Origin of the sequence: Marivirga sp. (genome assembly GCF_035704835.1) — a bacterium.
Taxonomy (GTDB): domain Bacteria; phylum Bacteroidota; class Bacteroidia; order Cytophagales; family Cyclobacteriaceae; genus Marivirga.
In genome coordinates this window covers 28,807-51,192 of the sequence record NZ_DASSWQ010000086.1, presented here as the reverse complement: position 1 = coordinate 51,192, position 22,386 = coordinate 28,807, and the positions used below count along the sequence as shown (strand labels likewise).

The 22,386-nt window shown below is 32.9% G+C and carries 23 protein-coding genes; 16 read left to right on the top strand and 7 right to left on the bottom strand.

What is annotated here, in order from left to right; translation table 11 throughout:
• Window positions 1-45: 45 nt before the first annotated feature.
• The 4 genes from VFM92_RS15385 to tilS form a co-directional block, all read right to left on the bottom strand.
• Window positions 46-267, bottom strand: a complete 222-nt coding sequence (locus tag VFM92_RS15385; protein ID WP_325123118.1) for a VF530 family protein — start codon at window positions 265-267, stop codon at window positions 46-48.
• Window positions 268-352: 85 nt separating this feature from the next.
• Entirely contained in the window at window positions 353-1,273 is a 921-nt protein-coding gene (locus VFM92_RS15380) for a malate dehydrogenase (protein WP_325123117.1), read from the bottom strand.
• A gap of 124 nt (window positions 1,274-1,397) precedes the next feature.
• Window positions 1,398-1,925: a cyclic nucleotide-binding domain-containing protein gene (locus VFM92_RS15375; RefSeq protein WP_325123116.1), complete on the bottom strand. Its 528-nt coding sequence runs from the start codon at window positions 1,923-1,925 to the stop codon at window positions 1,398-1,400.
• A complete protein-coding gene (gene tilS, locus VFM92_RS15370) occupies window positions 1,912-3,231 on the bottom strand; it encodes a tRNA lysidine(34) synthetase TilS (protein WP_325123115.1) in 1,320 nt (439 codons plus the stop codon). Before tilS ends, VFM92_RS15375 begins: the two co-directional genes overlap by 14 nt.
• 65 nt (window positions 3,232-3,296) lie before the next feature.
• Here tilS and VFM92_RS15365 point away from each other — a divergent pair, with 65 nt between their 5' ends.
• The 7 genes from VFM92_RS15365 (at window position 3,297) to recN (ending at window position 10,800) form a co-directional block, all read left to right on the top strand.
• A complete protein-coding gene (locus tag VFM92_RS15365; protein WP_325123114.1) occupies window positions 3,297-4,889 on the top strand; it encodes an OstA-like protein in 1,593 nt (530 codons plus the stop codon).
• A 111-nt stretch (window positions 4,890-5,000) separates the two neighbouring features.
• Window positions 5,001-5,696: a T9SS type A sorting domain-containing protein gene (locus VFM92_RS15360; protein WP_325123113.1), complete on the top strand. Its 696-nt coding sequence runs from the start codon at window positions 5,001-5,003 to the stop codon at window positions 5,694-5,696.
• An 84-nt stretch (window positions 5,697-5,780) separates the two neighbouring features.
• Window positions 5,781-6,605, top strand: a complete 825-nt coding sequence (locus VFM92_RS15355) for an outer membrane protein assembly factor BamD (RefSeq protein WP_325123112.1) — start codon at window positions 5,781-5,783, stop codon at window positions 6,603-6,605.
• A 4-nt stretch (window positions 6,606-6,609) separates the two neighbouring features.
• Window positions 6,610-6,918 carry a DNA-directed RNA polymerase subunit omega gene (locus VFM92_RS15350; protein ID WP_325123111.1) on the top strand — a complete coding sequence of 103 codons (309 nt, stop codon included), beginning with the start codon at window positions 6,610-6,612 and terminating at the stop codon, window positions 6,916-6,918.
• An 8-nt stretch (window positions 6,919-6,926) separates the two neighbouring features.
• Window positions 6,927-8,132 (top strand): bifunctional phosphopantothenoylcysteine decarboxylase/phosphopantothenate--cysteine ligase CoaBC, encoded by a 1,206-nt coding sequence (gene coaBC, locus VFM92_RS15345; RefSeq protein ID WP_325123110.1) that lies wholly within the window; start codon window positions 6,927-6,929, stop codon window positions 8,130-8,132.
• Between the two features lie 3 nt (window positions 8,133-8,135).
• Window positions 8,136-9,035, top strand: coding sequence for a DUF4835 family protein (locus VFM92_RS15340; protein WP_325123109.1), 900 nt, complete (start codon window positions 8,136-8,138; stop codon window positions 9,033-9,035).
• Window positions 9,036-9,147: 112 nt separating this feature from the next.
• Complete coding sequence (recN, locus tag VFM92_RS15335) at window positions 9,148-10,800, top strand: DNA repair protein RecN (protein WP_325123108.1); 1,653 nt, start codon at window positions 9,148-9,150, stop codon at window positions 10,798-10,800.
• A gap of 140 nt (window positions 10,801-10,940) precedes the next feature.
• Here recN and VFM92_RS15330 read toward each other — a convergent pair whose 3' ends face one another.
• Window positions 10,941-11,948 (bottom strand): acyl transferase, encoded by a 1,008-nt coding sequence (locus tag VFM92_RS15330; protein ID WP_325123107.1) that lies wholly within the window; start codon window positions 11,946-11,948, stop codon window positions 10,941-10,943.
• Window positions 11,949-11,961: 13 nt separating this feature from the next.
• On the opposite strand from VFM92_RS15330, the gene VFM92_RS15325 reads away from it, so the two are divergent.
• Window positions 11,962-12,696 (top strand): hypothetical protein, encoded by a 735-nt coding sequence (locus VFM92_RS15325; RefSeq protein WP_325123106.1) that lies wholly within the window; start codon window positions 11,962-11,964, stop codon window positions 12,694-12,696.
• A 74-nt stretch (window positions 12,697-12,770) separates the two neighbouring features.
• On the opposite strand, the gene VFM92_RS15320 is transcribed toward VFM92_RS15325, so the two are convergent.
• Complete coding sequence (locus VFM92_RS15320) at window positions 12,771-13,676, bottom strand: M48 family metallopeptidase (RefSeq protein WP_325123105.1); 906 nt, start codon at window positions 13,674-13,676, stop codon at window positions 12,771-12,773.
• A 271-nt stretch (window positions 13,677-13,947) separates the two neighbouring features.
• Here VFM92_RS15320 and VFM92_RS15315 point away from each other — a divergent pair, with 271 nt between their 5' ends.
• From VFM92_RS15315 to VFM92_RS15285, 7 genes are read left to right on the top strand one after another with little or no spacing between them, the layout of a single operon-like run.
• Window positions 13,948-14,559, top strand: a complete 612-nt coding sequence (locus VFM92_RS15315; protein ID WP_325123104.1) for a fumarylacetoacetate hydrolase family protein — start codon at window positions 13,948-13,950, stop codon at window positions 14,557-14,559.
• Window positions 14,546-16,444, top strand: coding sequence for a M23 family metallopeptidase (locus VFM92_RS15310; RefSeq protein WP_325123103.1), 1,899 nt, complete (start codon window positions 14,546-14,548; stop codon window positions 16,442-16,444). Before VFM92_RS15315 ends, VFM92_RS15310 begins: the two co-directional genes overlap by 14 nt.
• Window positions 16,445-16,449: 5 nt before the next feature.
• Window positions 16,450-16,902: a thioredoxin-dependent thiol peroxidase gene (gene bcp, locus VFM92_RS15305; protein WP_325123102.1), complete on the top strand. Its 453-nt coding sequence runs from the start codon at window positions 16,450-16,452 to the stop codon at window positions 16,900-16,902.
• A 3-nt stretch (window positions 16,903-16,905) separates the two neighbouring features.
• On the top strand, window positions 16,906-17,757 hold the full coding sequence (locus VFM92_RS15300) for a transketolase (protein ID WP_325123101.1): 852 nt from the start codon (window positions 16,906-16,908) through the stop codon (window positions 17,755-17,757).
• Between the two features lie 49 nt (window positions 17,758-17,806).
• Window positions 17,807-19,192: a vWA domain-containing protein gene (locus VFM92_RS15295; RefSeq protein ID WP_325123100.1), complete on the top strand. Its 1,386-nt coding sequence runs from the start codon at window positions 17,807-17,809 to the stop codon at window positions 19,190-19,192.
• 10 nt (window positions 19,193-19,202) lie between these two features.
• Window positions 19,203-20,162, top strand: a complete 960-nt coding sequence (locus VFM92_RS15290) for a transketolase family protein (RefSeq protein ID WP_325123099.1) — start codon at window positions 19,203-19,205, stop codon at window positions 20,160-20,162.
• A 47-nt stretch (window positions 20,163-20,209) separates the two neighbouring features.
• Window positions 20,210-20,506: a putative quinol monooxygenase gene (locus VFM92_RS15285; protein ID WP_325123098.1), complete on the top strand. Its 297-nt coding sequence runs from the start codon at window positions 20,210-20,212 to the stop codon at window positions 20,504-20,506.
• Between the two features lies 1 nt (window position 20,507).
• Here the strand turns inward: VFM92_RS15285 and VFM92_RS15280 are convergent, their stop codons facing one another.
• Complete coding sequence (locus tag VFM92_RS15280; RefSeq protein ID WP_325123097.1) at window positions 20,508-21,482, bottom strand: polyprenyl synthetase family protein; 975 nt, start codon at window positions 21,480-21,482, stop codon at window positions 20,508-20,510.
• A gap of 52 nt (window positions 21,483-21,534) precedes the next feature.
• Between VFM92_RS15280 and VFM92_RS15275 the strand changes: the two genes are divergently transcribed.
• Window positions 21,535-22,383: an alpha/beta hydrolase family protein gene (locus tag VFM92_RS15275; protein ID WP_325123096.1), complete on the top strand. Its 849-nt coding sequence runs from the start codon at window positions 21,535-21,537 to the stop codon at window positions 22,381-22,383.
• Window positions 22,384-22,386 lie beyond the last annotated feature (3 nt).

Genomic DNA, 22,386 nt, shown 5'->3' with positions numbered 1-22,386 from the left:
AATTTACGTTTGAAATTCATAAAAAATCGAAGAATTTCTAAACATCTATTCCTTCAAACTCTTGATATAAAGCCGTTCAACTTTTTCTCTAGCCCAGGGTGTTTTCCTTAAAAAAGTCAAACTAGATTTTATGGAAGGGTCATGATTAAAACTATTGATTTTAATCCTATCTCCTAATTTTTCCCAGCCATAAACATCTACTAAATGCTCCAAAATGGTTTTGAGCGTGACTCCATGAAGTGGATTATTGGGTTGTTGTTCAGGCATAAAAAGTTGTTTTCAATGATTTAAAATAAAAAAAGCATCCGACATAAGCCGAATGCTTTCGATATTATTTTCGTAAAATTACTTCTTACAATAAATCGTTTGTTTTTCTAACTGCATCAGCACTTTCTTTCAATTTTGCTTTCTCAGCATCATCTAATTCAATTTCAACGATTTTTTCAATTCCGTTTCTACCGATAATGGCAGGTACTCCTATTGAAATATCTTTCAATCCATATTCGCCATCCAATAAGCATGAGCAAGGGAACATTTTCTTGGAGTCATTTGCAATTGCATGAACCATTGCAGAAACAGCAGCACCTGGTGCATACCAAGCAGAAGTTCCTAATAATTTGGTCAATGTAGCACCACCCACTTTAGTTTCCTCTTTCACATTTTCTAATTTATCATTAGAAATGAATTTAGAAACTGGTACGCTATTTCTTGTTGCTAATCTTGTCAAAGGAATCATTCCAGTGTCACTATGTCCACCGATTACCATACCATCAACATCAGATGCAGGGCAATCTAAAGCTTCAGCCAATCTGTATTTAAAACGTGCAGAATCCAAAGCACCACCCATTCCGATGATTTTATTTTTAGCTAAACCAGTTGATTTGTGAGTCAAATAAGCCATAGTATCCATTGGGTTGGATACCACAATGATGATTACATTTGGCGAATTTTTGATTAGGTTTTCAGCTACTTGTTTTACAATACCAGCATTTGTGGAAATCAATTCTTCCCTTGTCATCCCTGGCTTTCTAGGAATACCAGAAGTGATTACGGCTACGTGGCTATCAGCTGTTTTGCTGTAATCATTTGTAACACCCGTGATTTTAGTATCAAATCCATTTAAAGAAGCACATTGCATTAAATCCATGGCTTTACCTTCAGCAAAACCTTCTTTAATATCAACCAATACTACTTCTTCTGCAAAATTTTTGATGGCAATGTATTCGGCACAACTTGCACCCACTGCACCAGCTCCTACTACGGTAACTTTCATTTTATTTATTTTATGAGTTAAACAATCTTAAATTCGTTTACAAAAATACAAAAAATAATATTATTCTTCCGATGATTATTGAAGTGATTCAAAGGTTAGAAAAGCAAGAATTAATTAAAAAAGTTTACATTTTCCCATATACATGACCTAAATCAAAAAACCCAAAATTGGCCTTATATGTTGAAAACAAACGAGCGACATAATCATTTTGTTGCTGTGTATAAGACTCTAAAACCTTGGCTTTGATTTTAGGATAATGATCAAATATTTCAAAAATATTGATTTGAGGAATTACATAAATCTGAGCCTTTTCAGAGGCAATAACAGCATTATAAATTCTTCTTGCATCAGGAATTAAGGCATTATCTCCAAAAGATTTATTGGCGGTTAAAATCCCAAGACTCTCGAATCTGTCTTGAATATCAATCGTTAATGAAATCTCTCCTTTGTGTGTGAGGTATAATGCATGACTAGGGTCATCTCTAAAAAAAACTACTTCATCTTTTTTATAAACCCTCATATGCATAAAAGGGACAAAATGAGACAATTGTTCGAAGCTTAACTGCTCAAACAGTTTTATCTCTTTTAAAAACTTAAAAAGCACCAATTGCTTATGATCGAACGTCTTTTTAAATGGATTAAGAATTTTCATAATATTGTATACGTAATATTTTATTAGTATTTTCTTTTATCTTGTATAAGTCGGAAAACTTATACCCAACTACCCAAGCAATCTCTCCTTCTGATTTTAGAACCAAAACTTGACTTTTTTGCGGTAAAGGCACTTTTTGGTCAATTAATACATCACTAACTTTTTTCTTACCCTTCATTCCTAAAGGCTGAATTTTATCTCCTTCTTTCCAAAAATCTACTTCAAGAGAATCCTGCATGCAATCGAAATCAAAAAATGCTATATTTTGATTATGCTCAAATGTAATAGATTCTAATTTAACAAATTCTAATTTCAAATGTCCAAATGGCAGTTGGATTGTTTTTTGGTCGAATTTCACCTTTATTGGTAATTTCAAGGAATTGTGTTCTTCTTGAATTTTCGTAAGAATAATATGAGTTCTATCAACGCTTAAAGTATAAGTTGAACTTAATAATTGAGCTCCTACTCTTTCAAAATCAAATGATTGTAACTTTGACAATCCAAATCCATAATCAGACAATAATTCTGATAAGTAGATAATCGCATGAGGCTCATTTAAAATAGATTTAGCAATTTCAGTAACCGCACCATTTATTCTAAAATATTCATCTGATATTTCATTTAACTTTTCTTCCCATGCTTTTTCTGTTGCTCGCAATCGAAGTGCGGTTTGTTGAAAACCAGTTAATAAATTAGGATTGATGGATTTCAATTGTGGAATAACATGATGCCTTAATTTATTTCTAGTGTAATCATCTGAGGCATTAGAAATGTCTTCCCGCCATTTAATAGAATTATTGATAGCAAATTGCTCTAGTTCTGACTTATCAGCAAACAGCAAAGGTCTAGCAATCCCATTTTGAAGTGGTAAAATACTTCTCAGTCCTTTTATCCCCGTCCCTCTTGTTAAATTAAGTAAAGCAGTCTCCAATAAATCATTGGCATGATGAGCTGTCAAAAGTTTAGCAAAACCATTATTTTTGATTAGTTTTTGAAACCATTCATAGCGCATTTGGCGTGCTTGAATTTGGGTAGAACCTAAATTTTTATTAATTCTAACTTTGGTTATGAAAACCTCAACCTCTAATTCATCTGCCAAATTTCTAACTAATTCCTCGTCTTGAATGGAGTCTTCTCCCCTCAATTGGAAATTCATATGTGCCAGTGAAAATGTATAGTTATTCCACTTCAATAAATAAGCTAACACAACAGAATCAAGACCACCGCTAATTGCTAAAAGCAAATGATCGTGCTTTTCAAATAGTTTTTCATGGGTAATAAAATCTAAAAACGTCTTGCTTAACATATTTCTTTATGAAATTACTTAGATTTGCATAGAATTTGCTATCAAATGCAAACAAAAGTAAAATTATGAACTTCCAGCGAATTTTAATCCTTTGTTTAATACTAATCTCCGGTTTTGCGGCTAATGCGCAAAAAAAAGGAGTAAAGTACGGATCTGAAGGATATCAAGAAGGTGTAAATAGAGGGAAAGATAGTTTCACCAGATTAGTGAAAAATGTTTACTTTGATATTAAGGATAAAGACATAAGAATCACTGGAGATTCAGCTCTATATTATGAAAAAAAGGGAATCATGATTGTTTTTGGTGATGTGGTGGTTACCAAGGGTGACTCATTAGATATCCGATCCGATCGGTTAAATTATTATGTAGATGAAAATAGAGCTGAGCTAAGAAAGAACGTTCGATATGATGATGGTGAAATGAAAATGAGGACGAACTATCTTGACTATTTTATGGATACTGAAGACGCCCATTTTTTTAATGGAGGCACACTTATTGATGATGAAACTAATCTTAAAGCTCGAGAAGGTTTTGTAGTTAATAATGAGGATTTAGTAAAATTTTATTTTGATGTTGACCTCACCAATCCTGAATATCAGCTATTAACTGATACTTTATTTTACAACAAAACAAGTAAAATAGCAACCACTTACGGACCCACAAAAACCATCTTAAAAAATGGTGAAGTGATTGACGCAAAAAAAGGCGGTAAGTTTTACACAGATAAAAAGAATGCTCAATATTCATCAGGGAAAATCACTACCGAATCATATGAAATATTTGGTGATGAATTATATTTTGATGATAAAACACAAGAATCAAAAGCAAAGGGAAATGTAAGAGTAATATCCCAAGAAAATGATATTATAATTCTAGGTGACGAAGCATCAACCCAAAAAGAAAGTGGCATCACTAAAATATGGGGCAATCCAGTAGTAAAACAAGGAGTTGAAAATGATACATTGTATTTAACTGCAGATTCAATTATATCTATTGATTCAGAATATGACTCCTTAAGTAGATTATTAGCCTACAATAATGTAAAAATTTTTAAATCTGATATGCAAGGAGTGGCGGATTCTATGGCTTACTTCATGCAAGACTCCATGATATTCTTCTACGATAACCCCGTGATTTGGAGCGATGGAAATCAAATTGTAGCAGATACTATTTCCATGGAAATGAAAAATGGAAAAGTCGATAAATTATATATGCGTAATCAGGCATTTACTATTAATCAGGATACGGTCAAAAATTTCAACCAAATAAAAGGAAGAAATATGACCGCTTTTATGAAAAATGATGAAATGGAAAAAATCACGGTAGAAGGAAATGGTGAGAGCATCTATTTTGCAGTTGATGATAATACATTAGAATTGATTGGAATGAATAAAATTATTTGCAGCTCCATGAAGATTAATTTCATAGAAGGAGAAATGAATGATATCACATTTTATACCGCTCCGGAAGGAAAATTCATTCCACCGCATGAAATTAATGAACCTGAAAAAAGATTAAAAAACTTTAACTGGCAAATTGAACGCAAGCCAAGCAAGATGGATGTTTTGGGAAAGTATGCCGTAATGCAAAAAATCTTAGAGAAAGTAGAAAAACCTAATGTACCTACTCCACTAAAACTAGAAGAAAAAAATAAATAAGCTTCACAACGTGTATAAGTTCAATTTATTATAATTCTCTATACTTTTTTTCCAAATCAATAGATTTTTCAGGAATTAAATCGTATTTTTACTATCCAAATTGCAAATGTTGTGAAGATAGTTTATACCATATTGTTCTTATTCATTTCCATAACAGTATGGTCACAGGACTTGACAGTGCAAAACCTACCCAAGAAAATTAAAGTTGGTTATCAAAAATCTAATATTAAATCATTTGAAATTCAGAATTACAACAATACTGAAAAATCAATCAGAATAATTCATAATTCAGAACAATTACAAGGTGGTAGCACTCTTTCATTTTGTTATGAAAATAAGTGTTATAGCTCAAAAGAACCTTTAATCATCAAAATCCCTGCTAATTCTACTTCTAAAAGCATAAGAATCAAATTAACTGGAGGGATTTCAACTTTCAAAAGTTCAGTATATTTTGAAATTGTAGATTTAGATATTGACCAAACTTTGAAGAAAGAAATTACTGTGGAAATCTCTGAAGAAAGAATTCAGGACTTATTTTACTCAAAGGGAGACTTGTCAGTAAATAGCTTCTTTCCAAATCCTGCAATAGAATCTGCAATTATGGAATATAGCATCAATCCAAATGAGAAAGATGCTAAAATAATTATTCAAAACGTTTTAGGTAGCATTGTAACTACTTACAATTTAAACCCTGATGAAAATAAGCTAAGCATCAATACAGAAAACCTCAATCCAGGTGTATATTTCTACACTTTATCTGTAAAAGATGAAGGTCTAGCCACAAGAAAATTAATTATTAAAAATTAATTAACCATTCAATTTTTAGTTGAAGTTTACGTTAGCATTTTAAAAATTGCTCATTCCATAAAACAAATGTATATTTGCACGCTTATGCGATACACTACCAAAAATATATTCATATTATTACCTATGATCTTCATTTTTGTTGCTTGTAGCGATTATAGAAGATTGCTAAAAAGTGATGATTGGGAGAAGAAATATGATGCCGCAATATCTTATTACAAACAGGGAGAATATTACAAGGCTAATGTATTATTAGAACAAATACTACCTATTATAAAAGGATCTGAAAAAGCAGAGATTGCCAATTATTACTATGGCTATACTTATTATTACCAAGGACAATATCTATTGGCTTCCCATTATTTTAAGACATTTTACGATACATTTAATAGAAGCGAATTTGCTGAAGAGGCTAGGTTTATGTTTGGATATTCTCTTTTTAAAGATTCTCCTAGATATAATCTTGATCAGGCGAGTTCAAAAGAAGCCATTGTTGCATTACAAGGTTTTATAAATAGATTTCCTCAATCCGAATTTGTACCAAAAGCAGATGATGCATTAGCACAATTACGAAATAAACTGGAACGAAAAGCTTATGAAAAAGCTTTATTATATTATGATTTGAAAAAATTCATGACAGGGGAATATCTAAAAGCTGCTTTAGTAGAGTTTGATAATTTTCAGGATGATTTCCCAGGTTCATCGTTCACAGAAGAAATTAGATATTTAGAAATTGAAGCTAAATATAAGTTGGCGGAAGTTAGTATTTATACGCTGAAAAAAGAAAGATATCAGGAAGCAATCGATTTTTATGAAGACTTCATCGATACGTATGAAAATAGTCCATATCAAAGCAAAGCTGAAGATATTTACGAAAAAAGTTTAGAACAAATTAGAAAATTAAATACATAATTATATGGCAAATCCATCAATCACCACAAGAGACACGTCAGAATTGGTAAAGGATACTGATAATATTTACCAAACAGTAGTAGTAGCTTCTAAAAGAGCTCGTCAGATTTCGAGCAATGTAAAAGAAGAATTAAGTAATAAATTAGCTGAATTCGCTTCTACTGTTGATAATCTTGAAGAAATATTTGAAAATAGAGAACAAATAGAAATTTCTAAATTTTACGAAAGAATGCCGAAACCAACAATTATGGCAATGGAGGAATTCTTAGAAAATAAAATATATTATAGAAAAAGAGAAGAAGAAGAAAAATAGCCTAGGAAATGCTCCAAGGTAAAAAAATAATCTTAGGAATAACGGGTAGTATTGCAGCCTATAAAACTGCAATATTAACCCGTTTATTGCTTAAGGCTGGTGCTGAAGTGCAAGTCATCATGACTGATGATTCTAAGGAATTTATTACACCACTCACCTTGAGCACATTAAGTAAAAAACCTGTCTTATCACAGTTCACCAAAAATGAAATGGGTGAATGGAACAATCATGTTGCCCTTGGATTATGGGCAGATTTGATTTTAATAGTTCCAGCTTCGGCCAATACGATAGCTAAGTGTGCAAATGGTATCTGTGATAATCTATTATTAGCTACTTACCTCTCAGCTAAATGCCCTGTAGCCTTTGCACCTGCAATGGATTTGGATATGTACCAACATCCTGCCACAATTGAAAACCTCAAAAAATTAGAATCTTACGGAAATTCAATTTTTCATGCAGCTTCTGGAGAATTAGCCAGCGGATTAGATGGCCCCGGTAGAATGCAAGAGCCAGAAGATTTAATTAAAGAAATTGAAAAATTATTCTTCATAAAAAAAAAGTTTACAAACAAAAAAGTGATCATCACTGCTGGCCCTACCCACGAGGCAATTGATCCTGTCAGGTTTATAGGAAATCATTCTTCAGGAAAAATGGGATATGCCATTGCTTCGGTTTTCATCAATGAAGGGGCAAATGTCACGCTAATCTCCGGCCCCTCTTCTTTAGAACCACCAAAAGGTCTTTTAAATTTCCATTCTGTAAAAACAGCCCAGGAAATGTATGAAAAAGTAAATGAGCATTATAATGATGCACATATTACAGTTTTTGCTGCCGCTGTTGCGGACTATAAACCAAAAACAGTAGCTAAGGAAAAAATCAAGAAGAAAGCGGAGGGCATGACTATAGAAATGGAAAAAACCATTGATATAGCCAAAACATTAGGTGAAATAAAACACAAAAACCAACTTAACATTGGCTTTGCACTCGAAACTGAAAATGAAGAAGCTAATGCTTTAAAAAAATTGAAAAATAAAAACTTCGATTTGGTCGTTCTCAATAGTCTTAAAGACGAAAATGCTGCTTTCGGATATGATACCAATAAAGTAAGAATCTATGGATCAGATGGATTGATTATGGAATCGGAATTATTAGGAAAAACAAAAGTAGCTGAAATTATTCTGAGTCAAATTTATAACTTGAGCAATAATAATTAGAAAATGAAAAGAATAATCCTATTTTTCTTCCTTTCCATTTCAGTTATCCTGTCAAATCAAGCACAAGATTTATTCTTTCAGGTAAAAGTTGATGCCTCTGCTGCTAATACATCAGAGACACGAGTATTTACCAATATGGAGAATTCCTTCTCTCAATTCATTAACGATACAAAATGGATTACTGAGGAAGTAGAACTATATGAAAGAATGAAAGGATTGATGGCTATCAATATAACTGGAATTCCAAGAACAAGTAGGTATCAAGCACAAATGCAAGTTCAATCTGTGCGACCGATATACAATAGTAATTATGAATCGGTGATGATAAATATTGCAGATCGTAACCTAAATTTTGACTTCACAGAATCTCAGCCTTTAATCTATACTCAAAATAGCTTTAACGATAATTTAGTTAGCATATTAGCTTTCTATGCAAACTTCCTTTTAGGAATGGATTTCGATAGCTTTTCTGAATTGGGAGGACAGCAATATTATGAAGAAGCTTTTAATATTGCTCGTTCCGCTAATCAGCAAGGGTTTGGGGCAGGATGGAAACCATTTGAAAACCTAGAAAGTAGATATGCACTGATTCAATCAGCACTAAATTCTCAACTGGAACCTGTAAGAATTGCCCTTTATTTATACTATAGAAAAGGCTTAGATATGATGGAGGAGGATCCGGAAGCAGCTCGAAAGTCAATAATAATGGCTTTAGAAAATATACAAAAGGCTAACAAATTAAATCCTAATTCTCCATTTATAACCCTTCTATTGCAAACAAAAGCTGAGGAAATCATTAGTATTTTTACAGAAGGTGATATGAATACGAGAAGGAAAGCTTACGAAATCATGAGAGAAATTTCCCCTGCAAACTCTGAGAGATATGAAGTCATGATTAAATAATTTCTACAACTATTTCATTCTGTTTATTAAAAAAATGAATGCTGAATAAGAAAGAATTTACTATCCATAATTTTTAAGTAAATTAGCCCTGCGATAAAAAAATAGTACCCATATGCTTCAGAAGCTTTTGATTAAAAATTACGCCTTAATTCAAGAACTTAATATCAACCCATCTGCCCACTTTAATACCATTACGGGCGAAACAGGTGCAGGTAAGTCAATAATGTTGGGTGCTGTTGGCTTATTATTAGGAAAAAGGGCTGATACGAAAGTACTTTACTCTGAAGACGCAAAGTGCATTGTAGAAGGAATATTTAATATCTCTGAATATAATTTAATCTCTTTTTTTGAATCAGAGGATCTTGATTACGATCACGAATGTGTTATAAGAAGGGAAATTAGCGCTAGCGGAAAATCAAGAGCTTTTATAAACGATACTCCAGTCACTCTAGACATCCTAAAAAATCTAGGCAGCTATTTAATGGATGTACATTCGCAACATGAGACGCTATTAATTGGTGACCAAGATTTTCAGCTTAGGATAATTGATGCTTATGCAGGAACCATTGAAGCCCTTAAAACATATCATTCTTTATTTTCAGCTTATACGAAAGCAAAAAGAAGCTTAGAAAATTTTAAAGAAAGTGCCGCTCAAATGCAGCAAGAAAAAGATTTCAATCAATTTCTTTTTGAAGAATTAGATAAGGCACAACTAAAATCTGGTGAGCAGATAGAATTAGAAGAAAGATTAGAATTACTCGAAAACGGAGAATTAATCAAATTAAAATTATCTGAAGCTTACCAATTAGTTGATGGACAAGAATTCGCTGCTATTCATAATTTACATCAAGCAGCAGAAAGTCTTAAAACCATAAAATCTTACGGAAAAGAGTTTCAGGAACTGTCTGAAAGATTGAATAGTAGTTTTATCGAAATACAAGATATAGCGAAAGAATTAGAAATTATTGCCAACGAATTTGAGCATGAGCCTAAGGAGCTTCAAAAAACACAAGATAGACTCAGTCTGATATATTCTTTGCAACAAAAGCATCATACAGACTCTGTTGAAGGTTTGCTGGAAATCAGAAATATCATAGAAGAAAAGTTATTGACTGTAGCCGATATTGAGGGAAGTGAATTGAAATTACAAAGTGCAGTTGATCATGCTTATTCAAAAATGAATGAAAAATCAAAAGAAATAAGTAATCAACGAAAAAAGCATTTTGAAAAATTTGAAAACGAGCTGCGAGTTCTTCTAGCAAGTTTGGGAATGGAAGATGCTGTTGTTAAAATTGATAATAAACCAAAAGCACACGATAAAACTGGTATAGATGATATTAAAATATTGTTTAGTGCCAATAAAGGGATTGCGCCACAAAATTTGAAAAACGTAGCATCTGGAGGAGAATTTTCACGCCTTATGTTTGCTATTAAATATATTATGGCAGATAAAATAGCCATGCCTACCATTATTTTCGATGAAATCGACACAGGAATTTCAGGAGAAGTTGCTATTAAAATGGTCAATATGATGCAGAAAATGGCTGAAAACCATCAGGTGATTACTATTAGCCATTTACCACAAATTGCCGCCAAAGGACATCAACATTATTTTGTTTATAAAGATAACTCTGCTGAGAAATCGGTAAGTAAAATAAAATTACTTAATGAAACTGAACGCTCCATCGAAATAGCAAAAATGATTGGTGGAGAAAACCCAAGCGAATCAGCTATCCAAAGTGCGAAGGAATTGTTGACGGTTTAAGTATCAAACTTTATAAGTTAGCAGCTTTGAGGGATAGATAGCCATTAAGTCAGTAGCTAAGGTCCGACCAAAAATAGCTCTAAATAATAGTTGCAAGATAGAAGTGAGATCCAATTTTCTAGTTACTTGCTACTAAATCCTTAGAACACCATCAAATTACACCCCCTGATATCAGAATTATCAAACCGACCTAAAACCTTAAAACTCCCATCTTCATTTACCAATCCTACATCTTGCGTTTCTATAAATGCACAGCTATCAATATTTGCTAAATCAATAACATTTAAACCACCGCTTCTTCTATCTGAAAATTTGATGTCAAATGGATCATTAACTTCTCTTACCATAATTTTCATGCTGCGGGAAGGTTGAAAAATTCCATCTCCTTTACTGTAGCTTTGTGATAATAACTCAGTCATTCCATATTCAGAGTGGATATTACTTACATGCAACCCATCGCATAAAATTCTGTGCAATTCCTCTCTTGTGATTTCCTTTCTTCTCCCTTTCATCCCTCCTGTTTCCATTACGATGCAGTCAGTGAAGTCTACTTTATGATTTTCAGCCAGATCCAGTAAGGCAAAACTAACTCCCCAAACAATAATCTTCTTTCCATTATTTTTTGCCTTGAGTTCTGCTACTTTATCAACCAATTTATGTAAATCATATAAATAAAATCCAGAGTCAGATGAATTCGTTTTTTTAATAAAATCATCAACCATAGCCACTAAAGAAGAACCCTTTCTTTCAAGATATGAAGGTAATAAAGCCAAAATCACAAAATCGTCTAAAGTTCCATAATGTAGCTCAAAAATCTTCTGAGCATGGCTTAAGTAGTAGTTCAAATCTGGCACAAAGTGTTTACTGCTCAGTCCTGAACCAGTGCCACTACTTTCAAAAGTGGCATCATATTTTTCAATTTGAACTGAATTAGTTATGATTTTATGTTGTTTGAAAAAATCAATAGGTAAGAAAGGGATTGACCTCAAATCATGGATAGTAGAAGAATCTATTTTTAAGGCAGTTATATATTTTTTATAAACTAAATTATATTTACTTTGGTACTGGAAGAGCGCTAGCGCAAAGTCATTAAAATTTTCACCATTTAAGGCATCAAATTTCTTTAATAAGCGTTCTCTTTCTGACATTTTGAAAATTATTATGCAATACAATATTAAAAATAAGGCACGGCATCTCATATTTTATTCTACTATTATTCTCGGATTTTTACTAATCCTTACTGGTTGCCCTACTCCTCCCGAATTTGACGAAGTGCCCATTATTCAATTTCAGGATGTACAAGTTGGTCAACGCACAGATACATCATCAAGTGGACAACCCCTAAATCAGGATGTAATAAGTCTTACAATAACATTTGAAGATGGAGATGGTAATTTAGGATTAGGAAGTAATGAATTAGGCCCTCCTTATCAGTTATTTGATATTCCATTAGACGAAAATGGTGAGTTGATTAAATTCGGAAGTAACCCCAATCTTCCACCATACAATTTTTATGATTATTTTATAGTAGAAGATTCATTAGAAATTAATAATACCATTTTAGTTGATGATACATTATTCGTACTTTTTAATGAAAGACATTTTAATATTTATGTGAATTTCTTTTACCAGGAACCAGGTGAAGAATTTAAACAGTTCGAATGGGGAAGAACATCACCATTTTATCAGCCATTCCATGGAAGATTTCCTATGCTAAACACTGAAGATTATGATCGCCCGTTAAATGGATCTTTAACTTATGATGTTGTAAGTACAGGTTTTGGTCGAACATTTTTAGATTACCCCATGTATATTGAAACCTACATAATTGATAGAGCTGGGAATAAAAGCAATGTCGTTCGTACAGAAACTTTCCGATTTTTAAACCCTGGCTAATAAATTATGAATGCTTATCTTCTTTTCAAACAGTTAAATCTTTAAGGACAAATTTTAAAATTATAAAAACCTTTCTATTTGTTATCAATTTCCAATTTAAATTTAGCTTTTGTGGCTGATTTAACTTCCGAAGAACTTGAATTTGTTATGCTTGAAAGATTTGGAATTGGGTTATTTGAAACCTTATTACTTTTAGCGTAATATTCTTTTGCAACAGGAAGTAATTTATTTAAGTCTTCTATTCGCGTGTCATTACTTGGGTGAGTACTTAGAAATTCTGGTGGTGCTCCTTCTGATTGAGCTTTCATCCTTTTCCAAAACTCAGGTGCAGTGGCTGGATCATATCCTGCTAATGCCATAAATTTTATTCCTAATTCATCTGCTTCAGATTCATGTAATCGGCTAAAAGGTAAAACACCTAAAATTGTACTTCCTCCTGTATAAGCGGCCATTGCTAAAGCTTGTGTTTGCTCAGGTTGCTGACTCAAAGCCAGGCTTAATGCCATACCTCCCAATTGTTGCGCTAAAGCCTGGGTCATTCTTTCGCCTCCATGCTTAGTTATAGCGTGGGCCACCTCATGACCCATAACCACTGCTATCCCCGCTTCATCTTTGCAAATTGGCAAAATCCCCTCATAAAAAGCCACTTTTCCCCCAGGCATACACCATGCATTTACTATATTTTCTTCTAATAGATTAAATTCCCATTCAAATCCTTCAGTTGCATCGCCCAGATTATTCTCTTTTAAATGCTGTTCTACTGCGACTTTAATTCTCTCCCCCACTCTTTTGACCATTTCTACTTGTTGGGTGTTATTGGAAAGAGTACTCTCCTCTAAAACTTGATTATAACTTGCATAACTTGAGGCATTTAGTTCTGAATTCGGAATGGCATTCATTTGTCTTCGATCAGTTAAAGGAACCTTTTTACAAGCCAAAAGAATTGAAACAATTATGAGTAAGCTGAATATTTTTTTCATGTTAATTAATTTTATTTTAAAAAGTCACCATCATAGAACCCTGCTTAGAAAAGAAACAATAAATATTCTATCCAAAATTTTATTAATCTAAACTTAATTTATTTCGATTTCTAAAATTCGTGTTCGTTTTATGGATTTTCTAATCAATGGATTGTAAAATTACAGTTTAAAATCCCATAAATACAATCTGCAAGATTTCTTTTAAGATTTAACGTAGCTTTCATTTTTATAGTTAAAAGAAAGCATATTTTTGTGAAAAATTTTTCTCAAAATGAAGATACTGGCAATTGGTAGAAATTATGTAGACCATATTAAAGAGCTCGAAAATGAGCGACCTGACGAGCCTGTTATCTTCACCAAACCCGATACGGCACTTCTTAAAAATAACGACCCATTCTATTACCCACCCTTTAGCACAGATATTCATTATGAAGTGGAACTCATTTTAAGAATCTGCAAAGAAGGTAAATTTGTAAAAGAAGAACATGCGCATAAATATTATGATAAAATTGGGTTAGGAGTTGATTTTACTGCAAGAGATTTACAATCAAAAGCTAAGGAAAAAGGCTTACCTTGGGATATCGCAAAAGGATTTAATGGTTCAGCACCCATTTCAGAATGGATTGATAAAGAAGAATTTGAAGATCCACAAAATATCAACTTCTCTTTAAAGGTAAATGGAGATTTAAAACAAGAAGGAAATTCGGCATTAATGTTGTTCCCTATAGATTATATCATCTCTTACCTATCACAATTTTTCACCTTAAAAACAGGTGATATTATTTTTACTGGTACACCAAAAGGAGTGGGATCAATTTCAATAGGTGACAAGCTTGAGGGCTATATCGAAACTCAAAAATTATTAGACTTTGAAGTTAAATAAATTAAAAATAATTCTATTCATATTTTCACTAAGCTTCCCGCTTGCGGTTTTAGCTCAAAGTTCTGACCCTTATACTTTTCCAATACGACCCAATAAAAGTAATTATTTAGCAGGTACAATGGGTGAATTACGTTCTTCTCATTTCCATGCGGGTATTGATATTAAAACTGGTGGGAAAATTGGAGAACCTGTACATGCAACCAAAAGAGGCTACATCACAAGAATAAAAGTTTCTACCTCAGGCTATGGAAATGCTCTTTATATGCTCCATCCTGATGGAAATACATCCGTTTATGCGCATCTGGATGAATTTGCACCAGAAATTCAAGATTTCGTAAAAAAAGAACAATACAATCAAAAGACATTTGAAATTGAATTATTTCCTCAACCTTATCAATTCGCTTTTAAATCCCAAGAAGTAATTGGTATTTCCGGAAATACAGGCGGCTCAACAGGACCTCATTTACATTTTGAAATTAGAGACCCACAACAGCGAGTTCTAAACCCACTTCATTACGGATTTGATGAAATAAAAGATAATATACCTCCTATTTTACAAGATTTTGCCCTAAGACCTATGAATAGTAATTCAAGGATCTTTAATAAATATAAAAGAACTAATTTAAGTCTAAGCCGACAAGGCTTTAATTACAAGGCAACTGACACCGTTAAAGCAATTGGTAAAATTGGATTAGAACTTTTGGGCCACGACAAATTAAATGGCTCTGCTAATAGAAACGGTATTTCGATTATAGCAGTAAATGTAAACGAAGAACCCTATTTCAAGCAAAATATTGATGTAATGAGTTTTAGTTTGCAGCGCCACATCATTGTGCATTATCCGTACGATGTAAAAATGACTATAGGCCCTCGATATCATAAATTATACATTGATAATGGAAACCAATTAAAGTTTTATGAAGCAGATAGTCTAAATGGGATTTTAAATATTGAACCAGGTAAATTCTACCATGTAGAAATTAAAATGTACGATCCTTATGGAAATATGAGTACACTTCAATTAAACATTACGGGAGAGTCACCTGTAGAGGTTTTACAAGAACCATTAGATTTTGAATTAGATAATATAGATTATTTAATCGAAGAAAATATTTTAAAAGTATATACAAAAGCCAATTGTGAGAAAGAAATTGAAGAACTAAACTTAAATTTTGATGGAAAAATAGAATCAGTCAAACCTGATTATTATCTCAATAATATAGCAGTTTATTTATGGGATTTAAAAAATGGTATACCTTATTCCATCCTTAATTGTGATAAGGGAATAAATTTAAGAGCAATTCATCAAATAATTCCTAAAGAAGATAAAACGATATCGGTTGAAAAAATGAATATAAAATTCAACCCTTATACGTTATTTGACACACTTTATTTAGAAACAGATTATGAAATAAAAACTTCGGATTCATTGGAAATATTCTCAATAGGCCCCATAACTTCCCCACTTAAAAGTTCTATAGAAGTTGAACTATTCCCCTCAAGAGAAAAATATGATATCAACCATAGTCACGTTTATAAAACAGATGATGCAGGTAATTTTTCATTTACTGGTGGTGAATGGGAAAATGAAAAAATGATTTTCAACACTAGAGATTTAGCAGATTATACCATTTTGACTGATAGCATTCCACCACTCGTAAAAGAAGGGTATAAGAAAAATAGCTTTATTATAAATGACCAATTATCTGGAATCAAATCATACGAAGGACGTTTGAATGAAGAATGGGTGTTACTAAAATATGAACCAAAAGACAATCTAATATGGATTGAATGGTTGAATGAAGAAATGAATAAAACTGGTGAATTCATTTTAACAGTTAATGATAATGCTGGAAACGTAACAGAATATATTACTAAACTATAAATACTATGGAATTAAATATAGGAGATAAAGCACCCGACTTTAATGCAAAAGACCAAGACGGAAAAGAAATTAAATTAAGCGATTTTAGCGGTAAAAAAGTAGTCCTCTATTTTTATCCGAAAGATAACACGCCAGGATGTACTGCCCAGGCTTGTAACTTAAGAGACAATTACGAAGAACTGCAAAAACAAGGCTATATCGTTTTAGGTGTTAGTCAAGATTCTGAGAAATCACATCAAAAATTTATTGAAAAGCAAAATTTACCTTTTCCACTTATTACAGATGAAGACCACACCGTACATAACTTATATGGTACTTGGGGTGAAAAACAAATGTACGGCAAAACCTATATGGGTACTCTTCGCACAACCTTTGTCATAGATGAAAAAGGAAAAATCGAGGATATTATTCAAAAAGTAAAAACAAAAGAACATACAGCACAAATTTTAAATAAATAATCAATGGCAAGTCAGGCAAACATTCAAGAGCTTGAAAAAATAGCTTCCCAAGTAAGAAGAGATATCGTAAGGATGGTTCACGCTGTGAATTCAGGTCATCCTGGTGGCTCTTTAGGATGTACAGATTTTTTCGTAGCATTATATTTCCACATTTTAAAGCACAATGTTGATTTCGACATGAATGCAAAAAATGAGGATTTATTTTTTCTATCCAACGGTCATATTTCTCCCGTTTGGTATAGCGTTCTAGCTAGAAGTGGCTATTTTGATACATCTGAACTCAATACATTTAGAAAAATAAATAGCCGTTTACAAGGACATCCTACACCAGAAGAAAATCTTCCGGGAATTAGAATTGCATCAGGTTCATTAGGACAGGGATTATCAGCTGCATTAGGAGCTGCGCAAACCAAAAAAATGAATAATGAAAATAACCTGGTTTACGTTTTGATGGGAGACGGAGAATTACAAGAGGGTCAAATTTGGGAAGCAGCTATGTATGGAGCTCACCATAAAGTAGATAATATCATTGCTACAGTCGATTACAACGGTCAGCAAATTGATGGTCCAATTTCAGAAGTAATGGACTTAAAGGATTTGAAAGCAAAGTGGCAAGCTTTTGGATGGGAAGTGATTGAGAGCAATGGAAATAACATGGAAGAAATTGTGAAATCATTAGAGCATGCAAAAAGCTTAACAGGAAAAGGAAAACCTGTTTTGAATTTAATGAAAACTGAGATGGGCTATGGCATTGATTTCATGCAAGGCACGCATAAATGGCATGGAGTAGCTCCTAATGATGAGCAATTAGCAGATGCCCTATCTCAATTGGAAGAAACTCTAGGTGACTACTAAAGAAAAATGACATCAGGAGAATAAATCTCCTGGTGTTTATTTTAATTAAATGAAATATAAAATTACCATATCATTTCTCCTTCTTTTCTTAGTGATGCATCATGCAAAATCACAAAGAGTAGAACAAAGCATCCCAGAAAAAACTAGAATCTTATTTCTGTTTGATGCTTCTGGAAGCATGTTAGCACCCTGGGGAAATGAGTTAAGAATCGATGCTGCAAAAAGAGTACTTACCGATTTAGTCGATTCTTTAAAAGTGAATGATAAAATTGAATTAGCTTTAAGAGCTTATGGTCATCTAACTCCTTCGAAGGAACAAAATTGCGAGGATACAAGACTAGAAATTCCTTTTTCACCTAATAATAATGACCAGATTATAAACAGATTAAAATATATTTATCCAAAAGGCACCACTCCTATTGCCTATTCTTTAGAACAAGCTTCAAAAGATTTTCCCAGAGATAATAGTTATCGAAATATCATTATCATTATAACGGACGGTATTGAATCATGTGATGGAGACCCTTGTGCAGTTTCATTAGAATTACAGAAGAAGGATATATTTCTCAGACCATTTGTAATTGGATTAGGTATGGAACAGGAATTTGCTGCGGAATTTGATTGTATGGGTGAATATTATAATGCAAAAAATATTAGTGCATTTCAGTCCGTTTTAAATGGAATTTTAAGTCAGTCATTAAGTAAAACTACCGCAAGTGTTGAACTTTTAGACCAAAACGGAAGACCAGTTGAAACAGACGTTAATGTATCATTTATCAATAGTTTTACTGGCATTTCAGAATTTGATTTTATTCATTTTCGTGACAAAAATGGTAAACCTGATACCGTAGAAGTTGATCCCGTTTTAAGTTACGATGTAGTAGTTAATACTATTCCTCCAGTTGTAAAAAGAAATGTTTACCTAAAAGGAGGAACTCATAATGTAATCAATATTAAGAGTCCTCAGGGTGAGTTAAAAATAAGTCAAGAGAACACATCGGAATACGATAAAGATGTTCAGGTTCTGGTGAAATTATCTAATCAACCAGAAATTATCAATACGCAACCTATTAGAGCAAGTGAAAAATATTTGATAGGAAAATATGATTTAGAAATATTAACCTTGCCAAAAATAAAATTTAATAATGTCGAGATTAAGCAAGGAATTACTAAAAACATAGACATTCCTGCACCAGGAAGAATCAATATTAGTTACGGCAGTAAAGGAATTGGAAGTTTGTATTCAATTGACGAAGAAGGCAGGCAAACATGGATTAAAAAATTAGACCTAAATGGTAGTAATCTTAGCTTTGGCATACAACCAGGCACATATAAATATGTTTACCGCTCAGAAAGAGCAATGGGCAGTAAATACACGCAAATAAAGGAATTTAAAGTTAATTCTGGACAGACATTAAACATCAAAATATATTAACAAGAGCAAAATGGCAGAAACTAAATTTACATTTACAGAAAAAAAAGATACGCGTTCAGGATTTGGAGATGGATTACTCGAAGCTGGTAGAAAAAACGATCAAGTAGTAGGCCTCTGTGCAGATTTAATTGGCTCATTAAAAATGGGTGATTTCCAGAAGGAATTTCCTGATAGGTTTTTTCAAACCGGGATTGCAGAAGCCAATATGATGGGTTTAGCTGCCGGCATGACAATTGGTGGAAAAATTCCTTTTACTGGAACTTTTGCCAATTTCTCTACTGGTAGAGTTTATGACCAAATCCGTCAATCAATTGCTTATTCTGAGAAAAATGTGAAAATATGTGCATCTCACGCTGGAGTAACTTTAGGTGAGGATGGTGCAACGCACCAAATTCTGGAAGACATAGGCATGATGAGAATGTTACCCAATATGACCGTCATCAATCCATGTGATTATAATCAAACAAGAGCAGCTACTTTAGCCATTGCAGAATATGAAGGACCTGTGTATTTAAGATTTGGAAGACCAAAAGTACCAGTTTTCACTTCTGACAATCAAAAATTTGAAATAGGAAAAGCACTTCAAATGATTGAAGGCAATGATGTAACGATTTTTGCTACGGGACATTTAGTATGGGAAGCAATTGAAGCAGAAGCTATTTTACGAGAAAAAGGAGTAAGTGTTGAGCTTATTAACATCCATACCATTAAGCCACTTGATGTAGATGCCATCTTAAAATCTGCTGCAAAAACAGCTTGCGTAGTAACCGCTGAAGAGCATCAACGAAATGGAGGTTTAGGAGACGCAGTAGCTCAGGTATTAGCTCAGCATAATCCAACACCTCAAGAATATGTTGCAGTAAATGACCAGTTTGGAGAAAGCGGTACTCCTGAAGAATTAATGAAGAAATATGGACTTGATGCTGCGCATATTGTTGCTGCAGTTGAAAAAGTCATAAAAAGAAAATAAATTGAACGGAAAGGTCGGTATAAATGCCGGCCTTTAATTCCTAAATTATGCTAATCAGAATTGTACAAATGACTTTCCATCAAGATAAGATTGATAATTTCATCAAAATATTTGAAGAAAATAAAGAAGCCATTAGAAATCAACCTGGTTGCAAACATTTAGAACTTTGGCAAGATAAAAATCAACCTAATATATTCAGTACTTATAGCTTATGGGAAAGTGAAGATAATTTGAATCAATATCGGGATTCCGAAACGTTTGGGCGAGTGTGGCCTGCAACCAAAGCATTATTCTCAGAAAAGCCTGTAGCCAGCTCCCATATTCAAAGATTCGAATTGAAATAACCTATTTTTTTCTCTCTATTGTATATTTAACTAATTCCATTAAAGATTGCCTATATTCTGATTTGGGAAAATCTTTGATAATAGTCATAGCTTCGTTGTAGTAATTGTGCATCACTTCTTCTGCATAAGCAATACCATTCTTATTGCGGACAAATTCCACTACTGTTTTAACGGTAGAATTTTTATCACTATGCTTTTTAATCAATTTAATTATATGTTTTTGCTCTGACTTATCAGATTGATTCAACGCATAAATAAGCGGTAAAGTCATTTTCTTTTCTTTGATATCAATACCAAGTGGTTTTCCGATATCATTAGTCCCATAATCAAATAAATCATCTTTGATTTGAAATGCCATCCCCACCTTTTCGCCAAAAAGTTTCATTTTTTCACTTACACCATCATCTTTGATGACTGAACGACTTCCTACTGCACAACAAGAAGCTATTAAAGAAGCAGTTTTTTGTTTTATGATATCATAATAAATATCTTCTGTGATATTGAGCTTTCTAGCCTTTTCAATTTGAAGCAACTCCCCTTCACTCATTTCCCGAACTGCTTCAGATACAATTTTCAACAAATCGAAATCCTCATTGTCAATTGACAATAAAAGTCCTCTGGAAAGGAGATAATCACCCACTAAGATGGCAATTTTATTTTTCCATAAGGCATTGATAGAGAAAAAGCCTCTCCTGTAGTTGGCGTCATCTACTACGTCATCGTGGACTAAGGTTGCCGTATGTAATAATTCAATTAAGGCCGCGCCCCTGTAGGTTGCTTCATTAATTTGTCCATGAACACCAGCGGAGAGAAATACAAACATAGGACGCATTTGCTTTCCTTTTCGTTTCACAATATAGCCCATGATTTTATCAAGCAAATACACTTTACTTTTCATAAATTGGCGGAATTTTATTTCAAATTCTGCCATTTCATTGGCTATCGGTAATTGTATTTCTTTAATTTTACTCCCCATGTGTATGCAATATTACTACCAAATGAATATCTAAGCAATCCAAACAATCAAAATGATTAAAGAAAATATAATTATTACAAGTACGGTACATAATAAGCCTATTACGGCTGATATACGATACATTTCTACTCAGGAAAAGAAACCGTTAATCCTTTTTGTTCATGGTTTTAAAGGATTTAAAGATTGGGGAGTTTTTAATCTGATGGCTGATAAGTTTGCGATAAAAGGGTTTATTTTTATGAAAATAAATTTGAGTCATAATGGCACCACCGCAAACCAGCTCATTGATTTTGCTGATTTAGAAGCGTTCGGAAATAATAACTTCACAATTGAACTAGATGACTTAAAAGATACTATAGATTATCTATTTTCCACTTCTACTTCTATTCCAGTAGATGAACTTGATTTTAATAATATCAATCTGATGGGACACAGCAGAGGAGGAGGATTAATTCTACTAAAAGCGCGAGAGGATAAAAGAATAAAGAATGTAATAACACTAGCTGCAATTAGTGACTTAACTAATCGATGGCCTCAGAGTTTTTTGGATGAGTGGAGAGCAAAAGGTGTTCAGTATATTGAAAATAAAAGAACCAATCAACAAATGCCACTTTACGTGCAACTTTATGATGATGTGTTAAATAATCTTGATAGATTATCTATTCCCAAAGCTGTAAAAGAATTAAAACAACCACTTTTAGCTTTTCATGGAACTGAAGATGAAACACTTCCTGTTGCAATGGGGTACCAACTTAAAGAATGGAAGCCAGAAACTGAATTAGTGATTTTTGAGAACGAAAATCATGTATTTGGTGCGGCACATCCATGGAAAGAACCTGACCTTCCGGAGAATTTTCAAAAGATTGTAGAGAAATCAGCACTCTTTTTAGAAAAAAAATAAAAG